General features: G+C 64.6%; 6 protein-coding genes. 4 read left to right on the plus strand and 2 right to left on the minus strand.

Features of this window, described 5'->3' with window-relative positions:
• Positions 1-154 precede the first annotated feature (154 nt).
• Positions 155-1,369 carry an FAD-dependent monooxygenase gene (locus B0G62_RS30885; RefSeq protein WP_103707963.1) on the minus strand — a complete coding sequence of 405 codons (1,215 nt, stop codon included), beginning with the start codon at positions 1,367-1,369 and terminating at the stop codon, positions 155-157.
• Between the two features lie 172 nt (positions 1,370-1,541).
• Between B0G62_RS30885 and B0G62_RS30890 the strand changes: the two genes are divergently transcribed.
• The 4 genes from B0G62_RS30890 to B0G62_RS30905 all read left to right on the plus strand — a co-directional run bounded on the left by B0G62_RS30890 (position 1,542) and on the right by B0G62_RS30905 (position 6,501).
• Positions 1,542-2,492 carry a LysR family transcriptional regulator gene (locus B0G62_RS30890; RefSeq protein ID WP_103707964.1) on the plus strand — a complete coding sequence of 317 codons (951 nt, stop codon included), beginning with the start codon at positions 1,542-1,544 and terminating at the stop codon, positions 2,490-2,492.
• A gap of 306 nt (positions 2,493-2,798) precedes the next feature.
• A complete protein-coding gene (locus B0G62_RS30895) occupies positions 2,799-4,106 on the plus strand; it encodes an MFS transporter (RefSeq protein WP_103707965.1) in 1,308 nt (435 codons plus the stop codon).
• Positions 4,107-4,129: 23 nt separating this feature from the next.
• Positions 4,130-5,044 carry a TauD/TfdA dioxygenase family protein gene (locus B0G62_RS30900; protein WP_181315678.1) on the plus strand — a complete coding sequence of 305 codons (915 nt, stop codon included), beginning with the start codon at positions 4,130-4,132 and terminating at the stop codon, positions 5,042-5,044.
• Between the two features lie 35 nt (positions 5,045-5,079).
• The gene (locus tag B0G62_RS30905; protein ID WP_103707966.1) at positions 5,080-6,501 is read left to right on the plus strand and encodes an aldehyde dehydrogenase family protein; all 1,422 of its coding nucleotides are present in this window, start codon (positions 5,080-5,082) and stop codon (positions 6,499-6,501) included.
• A 62-nt stretch (positions 6,502-6,563) separates the two neighbouring features.
• Here B0G62_RS30905 and B0G62_RS30910 read toward each other — a convergent pair.
• Positions 6,564-6,926, minus strand: a 363-nt coding sequence (locus B0G62_RS30910; RefSeq protein ID WP_208624265.1) for an electron transfer flavoprotein subunit alpha/FixB family protein, incomplete at its 5' end; no start/stop codon positions are given.

Raw genomic sequence — 6,926 nt, forward strand, 5'->3', positions numbered from 1 at the left:
GTGTTGATGAACGTTCGAAACTTCATCATGGCACGTCGATGCCGACTCGCGGCTTCCGCCGCAGCCTCGGGACGGGGAAGTCCCTTTCATTCTCTGGTTGTGTTATCGGGCCGCGATGAGCGCGCCCTGATAAGGCTAATAAAGCACTACTGGCTCATAGCCAGGTGCCCCCCTGGCGCTCGCTCGGCTCTTCGGTCAACGCGTCGAAATCGTGAATCCAGTCGAGGTGGTGCAGCATGCTTTCGCGCTCGCCAAGACGGTTGTTGCGCGCCTGCGCGGCCGGCCCGTCGGGCAGATGCAGCATGTCCGCAGTCGTAATCGATGCGTACTGGACCTTGCGCGTGCGTCCGCGCCGCAGACGCTCATACGCTTGCTGCGCTTCGAGCCAGCTTCCAGACCCCGCCTTGGCGAGTTGATCGGCCAGCACCACGGCATCCTCAATCGACTGGTTGGCGCCCTGCCCATGGTGCGGCACGAGCGCATGCGCAGCGTCGCCAATCAGCGTCACGCGGCCCTTGCTCCAGCGCCCGAGCGGCGGGCGGTGGAACAGTCCCCAGCGCTGACTGATGGGCACCGCCGTAATCATCTCCACGACCGCCGGATGCCAGTCCTTGAACAGGCGCAATTGCTCACCCTCGCTGGCCGGCAGAACCCAGTCGCGCGACGGCCACGGCGACGGATGACGTTCGACCAGCAGGAAGTTCTGGTCACCCTTATCGCCGATCGGATAGTGCAGCAGATGGCCGCCCGGCCCGACCCAGAACTGGATCGTCTCCGGATCCGGCAGTAGATGCATGCGATCGGCGGGGACGACGCCCCGAAAACCCGAGCAGCCCGAATACAGCGCGTCGTCGTAGCCCAGCATCCAGCGCCGCGTGATCGAGCGCGCGCCGTCTGCGCCGATCACCAGATCGGCGTCGATGTGCTGGCCGTTATCGAACGACAGGCTCACATGATCGGAATGCTGCACGAGGTCGACCAGCCGATGGCCGAGCTTGATGTGTTCGAGGCCAACCGCGGTAGACAGGACAGCTTGAAGATCGGCACGATGAACGCCCCAGTACGAGCCGCCGAACTGCTCGCGATAGCTGGGCGCGCCGCGATGATGGCCGATGACCTCGCCGCTGCGTCCGTCGCGATAAATCAGGCCGGGTACTTCGGCACACACGCTTTCGAACGCCGCGCGCAGGCCCATGCGCTCGTAGAAGCGCGTCGCATTGGCCGAAAGCGCGACTGCCGCGCCCACTTCCCGCAACTCGTCGGTCTGTTCGTAGAGCTGCGCGTCGATGCCCTGCTCGCGCAATGCGAGCGCAAGCGTCAGGCCGCCAATGCCGGCGCCGACGATCGCAATCTTCATATCCATCCGCATGATGCATGTCTCCTGTACTGGATTTATAGGTACTGACCAATTGGCGCGCACCGCCGGGGCGTCGAATGCGCGAACCGTGTCCGTATTTTCGGCACTGGACTTTCATTGCTCAATAAGATGAAATGAATCCTCAACATCACTCAAATGAATGAGCTTCCATCACACGAAAGATATGGAACTGAGCGACATCGACCTCAATCTGTTACTGCTTTTCCAGCGGCTCATGCAGGAACGGCGCGTGGCGACAGTCGCCGAGCAGATGAACATGAGCCAGCCCGGCGTCAGCAATGCGCTGGCCAAACTGCGCCGTCGCCTGGGCGACCCGCTCTTCGTGCGAGCGCCGGGCGGCGTGGTGCCCACACCGTACGCGCTGCGCCTGTCGGAGCCGGTTTCGCAGGCGCTCGCGACGCTGCACGCCGCGCTCAATCCGGTGACCGGTTTCGATCCGCTGCGCGCGACGCGAACCATCACGATCGGCATGACCGATATCGGCGAAGTCGTGTTTCTGCCCGCGCTGGTCGAACGGCTGTCGCGCGAAGCCCCGGGCGTCGCGCTCAATACCGTGCGTAACACGAGCGTCAACCTGGGCAACGAGATGGCTGACGGCCGGGTCGATCTGGCAATTGGCTTGCTGCCGCAACTCAAGGGCGGCTTCTATCAGCGCAGGCTGTTCGATCAGCGCTATGTCTGCCTGTTCCGGCACGGCCATCCGCTTGAGGAAGCCCCCGTGACGCTCGCGGCCTGGCGCGAAGCGGAGCATCTGGTCGTGGTGTCGGCCGGCACGGGCCACGGCCAGGTGGACGACTGGCTGAAACGGCGCGGCGTGCGGCGCCAGGTCCGGCTGACCGTGCCGCACTTCATGAGCGTGGGCTACATTCTGCAACGCACCGATCTGATCGCTACCGTCCCGGAGCGGCTTGCGCTGCAACTGGCGCCGCTGTTTTCGCTGAGCATGTGCGCGCTGCCGATCACCTTGCCCGCCGCGCCGATCCATCTGCTCTGGCACGCGCGGGTCCAGCAGGACGAAGGCAATCGGTGGTTGCGCGAGCTGGTGGTCGATCTGTTTGCGGACACGGCGCCGCAGAGGCACAAGTCCGGGACTGCGAGAAAACACCCGCGTTAGAGCAATCGGAACGACGTGTCCACCTGGCCCGGCGCAGACGGCTTAGCTCGCCGATCCTGCCGAAGGTCAGATAGTCCCCATCCTCAGGGCTTTCCCGCCCTCCCCGCCGTGGGTGGTCACTCGCAGGCCGGCGGCCCCTAACCTCATCTACTGCACAAGCCGCAGCGACGACCCGTCATCTCATCCGATGCGTCGTCAGATCCCGCTTGCACCCGGCGACGAACCCATCACACCAAAGCCCAACCGGCAGGCGCAGCCGCCCCCCGCATCAGCATTCGCGCAGCAAGCCGAACCAGGAGACCGTGCATGTCCGTATCCACCGATTACCGGCCGAAGTCCGCCTGGACCATCACGGTCCTGCTCACGGGCCTCGCCATGATCAATTTTCTGGACAAGATCGTTCTCGGCATGGTTGCTGTGCCGCTCATGGCCGACATGCATCTTTCACCCGTCAGGTTCGGCGTTGTCGCGGGCAGCTTCTTCTGGCTGTTCTCGACCTCGACGGTCATCGTCGGCTTCCTCTCGAACCGCATTGCGACCCGCTGGATTCTGCTCGCGATGGGCGCGAGCTGGTCGGTTCTTCAGTTACCCCAGGCCTTCACCGCCAGCGCGTCCGCGCTGCTGTTCTGCCGGGTGGTGCTCGGAGCGGCGGAAGGGCCCTCATTTCCGACGTCCGTTCACGCGCTGTTCAAATGGTTTCCCGACCAGAAACGCAGCGTTCCGGTCGCCGTCATCAATCAAGGCGCCATCCTCGGCATGATGCTGGCCGGTCTCGGCATTCCGCTCATCACGCTGCATTGGGGGTGGCGCGCCAACTTCCTGGCGCTCGCCGCTGTGGGCTGCGTCTGGTGCGTGCTGTGGCTGTGCTTCGGCCGCGAGGGCACCCTGACCGACCGGATGCGCAGACCGCACGCCATCGACCAGGATTCGGCCAGCGTGGCCCCCGAGCGCCTGCCGTACCTGCGGATCCTGACCGATGCGTCCGTGCTCTCGGTATTCCTGCTCGGCTTTGTGGCCTACTGGCTGCTCGGCCAGACCGTCACCTGGCTACCCACCTACCTCGAAAAAGGTCTCGGTTTCAGCAGCATCGCGTCGGGTCGCTGGTTTGCGCTCGTCATTGCCTTCGCGGCGCCCGTCAATATCGGGTTGAGCGGCCTTTCGCAGCGCATGATGAAACACGGCGCGACCTCGCGCGAAGCGCGTGCGCGACTCTCCAGCGTCGCCATGACCGGCGGCGCGCTGCTGTTCATCGTACTGGCAACCGTCGACCTGACACCGATCCAGAAGGTGCTCTGCTACGCCATCGCCGGCGCGCTGCCCACGCTATGCCTTTCGGTCGCCCCCGCCATGCTCGCGGAAATGGTCCCGCCTGCGCAGCGCGGTTCGATCATCGCGATCAATACCGCCGTCGCCAGTCTCGGCGCCGCCGTCGGCCCCGTCGTCATGGGCCGGCTTGTCGAGTCGCACGCAAGCGCGGGCAGTCATGCCTACGAACTCGGCATCCTGGTGACGGCGGTGCTGTTGATCGTCGCAGCCCTTGTAGCGCTGCTGTGGCTCCATCCCGAGCGATCGCTGCAGCAGCTCAAACGCGATGCTGCGCCGATCGCTGTCTGATATGAAACCTGTGGAGATAGGACATGGAAGTGACCCTGAGTACGCGCGGCAACGACCCGACCAGCCCGATGCAAGCCGAGAGCTGGCCCTTCACCGTCACGCGCCAGACGCCGACGATCGGTGCCGAAATCGGTGACATTGACTTGCGCGAGCCGCTCGACAACGCGACCTGTCTCGCACTGCGCCGCGCACTGCTGAAGTACAAAGTGCTGTTTTTCCGCGATCAGGACATCACGCCGGCCCAGCACATCGCCATCGCGCGCCGCTTCGGCGAACTGGAGGTGCATCCCACGTTCCCGCATCATCCCGATCATCCGGAACTCGTGATACTCGGGCGCGGCGAGTCGAAGCGCGGACGCGAGAATCTCTACCACTCCGACGTGTCCTGGCGCGAGGTTCCGTCGATGGGCTCGATGCTACGCTGCGTGCAGTGTCCCGAAGTGGGCGGCGATACGATGTGGATCAACATGGTCGCAGCCTATGAAAACCTGCCCGACGATGTCAAGACGCTGATTGCCGGACTCAAGGCCGCGCATGAATTTCTGCCGCTGTTCGGCATCGTCGTGCCGGAGGACCAGCATGAGGAGATGCGCAAGCGCTTCCCGCCGGCGATCCATCCGGTCGTTCGCACGCATCCCGAGACCGGCGAAAAGATCCTCTATGTGAACGAAGCCTTCACCACGCATCTGGTCAACTATGGCCACAAAACGGTGGACCGGTATCGCGTGGGCTTCGACTTCAAGCTGGCCGAGCTCGATCTGCTCCAGTATCTGCTGCGCCAGGCGCAGGCGCCGGAATACCAGGTGCGCCTGAAGTGGCGTCCGAACACGATCGCGTTCTGGGACAACCGCTCCTGCCAGCACTACGCCGTCCAGGACTATTTCCCAGCCGTGCGCCAGATGATGCGCGCGACGGTAATCGGCGACCGTCCGGTCTGAACAAGACGCACCACCACACTACAGGGAAGCACGCCATGACAACGTTGAACCGCTTCTATATCGGCGGCGAATGGGTCCCTCCGTCGCCTGGCGCCACCGTTTTCGACATCGTCGATCCGGCGACGGAAGCGCTGACCGGCAAGCTATCGATGGGAACCGCCGAAGATGCGGACCGGGCGATCGCCGCCGCGCGCGACGCATTCCCCCGCTGGTCCGGATCGAGCCGCGCCACGCGCATTGCGCTGCTCGAACGGATCGCCGAAATCTATCAGCGCCGCCTGCCAGAAATCGCGCAGGCGGTGCGCCAGGAGATCGGCGCACCCATTTCTCTATGTAACGCGCTGCAAGCGCCGATCGGCCTTGCGCAACTGCGCGCGACGCTCGACACGCTGCGCGACTATGCGTTCGAAACCACGCGTGGCAAGAGCACGGTGCGCCGCGAGCCTGTCGGCGTCGCCGCGCTCATTACGCCGTGGAACTGGCCGCTCAACCAGATCCTGGCCAAGGTCGCCCCGGCGCTCGCGGCCGGCTGCACGGTCGTGCTCAAGCCTTCGGAGATCGCGCCGCTCGACGCGATGATCTTCGCCGAGATCATGCACGAGGCGGGCACGCCCGCCGGCGTGTTCAACATGGTTTTCGGCGATGGGCGTGTCGTCGGGGCGCGCCTCGCCTCCCATGCCGACGTCGATATGGTGTCCATCACCGGCTCGACCCGCGCCGGCGTCGAGGTCGCGATCAGCGCAGCGCCAACCGTCAAGCGCGTGGCCCAGGAACTGGGCGGCAAGTCGGCCTTGCTGGTCCTTGACGATGCCGATCTGCAGATTGCTGTCTCAGGTGGTGTCGCGCAGTGCATGGCGAATTCCGGGCAGACCTGCGTGGCGCCCACCCGCCTGCTGGTGCCGCGCGCGCGCTACGAAGAGGCCGTCGCGATCGCGGCGGCGACCGCGAATGCGCTGACTGTGGGCGATCCGGGCGATCCTGCCACGCGTATGGGCCCGATCTCGAATCGCCTGCAATACGAAAAGGTTCAGCGGATGATCGCAATCGGCATCGAGGAAGGCGCACGCGTGGCGGCGGGTGGTCCGGGTCGTCCCGAAGGACTGACGCGAGGCTTCTACGCGCGGCCGACCATTTTCGCCGACGTGCGCAACGACATGGCGATTGCCCGCGAGGAAATCTTCGGCCCCGTGCTGACTGTGATTCCTTACGACGACGAGGAGGACGCCATCCGCATCGCCAACGACAGCGTCTATGGACTCGCGGGGTATATCGCTTCTGGCAGCCCGGAGCGCGCACGCAAGGTCGCCGCGCGCCTGCGTGTTGGATCGGTGCGCATCAACGGCGCCATGCTCGATATCAACGTGCCGTTCGGCGGCTACAAGATGTCCGGGAACGGACGCGAGTACGGCGCCGAAGGTCTTGAGGAGTTTCTTGAGTGCAAGTCGGTGACGATGTGACGCGTTGAAGCGCCCGGCGCGATACGAAGGTCCGGCATTGGCCGGACCTTCTTCATTTCTGGTCAAACAAGCCCTGCCAGTTCCGGCACGACCGTGAACAGATCGCCGACGAGGCCGTAATCGGCCACGCTGAAGATCGGCGCTTCTTCGTCCTTGTTGATCGCGACGATCACCTTCGAGTCCTTCATCCCGGCCAGATGCTGGATCGCGCCGGAAATACCGACCGCGACATACAGTTGTGGCGCGACGATCTTGCCGGTTTGGCCCACCTGGTAGTCGTTCGGCACGTAGCCCGCGTCCACTGCTGCGCGCGAGGCGCCCAGTGCCGCGTTGAGCTTGTCGGCGAGCGGTTCGAGCACTTGCGTGTAGTTCTCGCCGCTGCCCAGACCCCGGCCACCCGAGACGATGATCTTCGCGCTCGTGAG

The sequence above is a fragment of the Paraburkholderia eburnea genome (assembly GCF_002917095.1).
Lineage (GTDB): Bacteria > Pseudomonadota > Gammaproteobacteria > Burkholderiales > Burkholderiaceae > Paraburkholderia > Paraburkholderia eburnea.

Coding starts and splice junctions, on each gene's coding strand:
- B0G62_RS30885 (WP_103707963.1), bottom strand. CDS start 1,369: ATGCGGATGGATATGAAGATTGCGATCGTCGGCGCCGGCATTGGCGGC.
- B0G62_RS30890 (WP_103707964.1), top strand. CDS start 1,542: ATGGAACTGAGCGACATCGACCTCAATCTGTTACTGCTTTTCCAGCGG.
- B0G62_RS30895 (WP_103707965.1), top strand. CDS start 2,799: ATGTCCGTATCCACCGATTACCGGCCGAAGTCCGCCTGGACCATCACG.
- B0G62_RS30900 (WP_181315678.1), top strand. CDS start 4,130: ATGGAAGTGACCCTGAGTACGCGCGGCAACGACCCGACCAGCCCGATG.
- B0G62_RS30905 (WP_103707966.1), top strand. CDS start 5,080: ATGACAACGTTGAACCGCTTCTATATCGGCGGCGAATGGGTCCCTCCG.